Source organism: Phyllobacterium sp. P5_D12 (assembly GCF_054049495.1).
In genome coordinates this window covers 1-952 of record NZ_JBFUMG010001007.1, presented here as the reverse complement: position 1 = coordinate 952, position 952 = coordinate 1, and the positions used below count along the sequence as shown (strand labels likewise).

The following is a 952-nucleotide window of genomic DNA, read 5'->3' as shown; positions in this document are numbered from 1 at the left end:
GCCATGCTCTCTGGAAAGGTCTCGCTTGAAGAGATCGCAAAGCAAGTCAACGACAGGAACCTGCAGCCGCAGCCGCGGTCCGGACGCCAGGAATATCTGGAAAACGTCGTTAATCGCTACGTTTGACGAATTGCAATGAAGGAATAAGTTCTCAGCTGAGAACTTATTCCTCTCGCATTCCGCCTGTACGGCAAGCGAATTTTCGTCCGGGTTTAATCCATTTTTGCGTGAAAACGAGCTATTTTTGCGTCAAATTTGCACAAACTTATCCCGAATTCCGTGGCGAAATCGTGGCTTTTTCGCGGCGTCGCGCCACAATTGGTGCCCGGCCAAGCGCGCTTTAAACGTGCTGGCCGCCATTGATATGGATCTCGGAACCCGTCACGTATGAGGACGATTCGGTGCAAAGGAAGTAGATCGTTTCAGCCACCTCGGCCGTTTTTCCGAGCCGCCGTAATGGCAGATGCTCAATCATTTTGTCGGTGCCGGGAGACAAAATCGCCGTGTCGATTTCGCCCGGTGCAATTGCATTGACGCGAATGCCGTGCGGCCCAAAGTCTGACGCCATTTCGCGTGTAAGAGATGCCAGCGCCGCCTTGGACGTGGCATAGGCGGTGCCCGCGAAAGGATGGACGCGGCTGCCGGCAATCGATGTCACGTTGACCACAGATCCCTGGGCGGCTTCTAGTTCGGCAAAGAGGCCACGCGCCAGCATGATGGGCGCGAAGAAATTCACCTGGAACACGCTCATCCATGTCTGCATGGGGGTCTCGATGGAATCGAGACGGGCACCCGAACTGTTCTTCGGTGAAATACCGGCATTGTTGACCAGCGCATTGAGCTTGCCGCCCTCCACGGCGAGCCTCTGCCTGATTTCGGACACCGCATGATCGACATCGGCGGGGTCTGCTAAATCGACTTTTATGTGATCGTCGGGACCAGCCGGCCAGGG

The 952-nt window shown here is 55.7% G+C and carries 1 protein-coding gene; it reads right to left on the bottom strand.

Annotation, left to right across the window (positions count from 1 at the left end; translation table 11 throughout):
• Positions 1-340 precede the first annotated feature (340 nt).
• Positions 341-952, bottom strand: a 612-nt coding sequence (locus ACXJ5O_RS28305) for an SDR family NAD(P)-dependent oxidoreductase (protein WP_457302812.1), incomplete at its 5' end; no start/stop codon positions are given.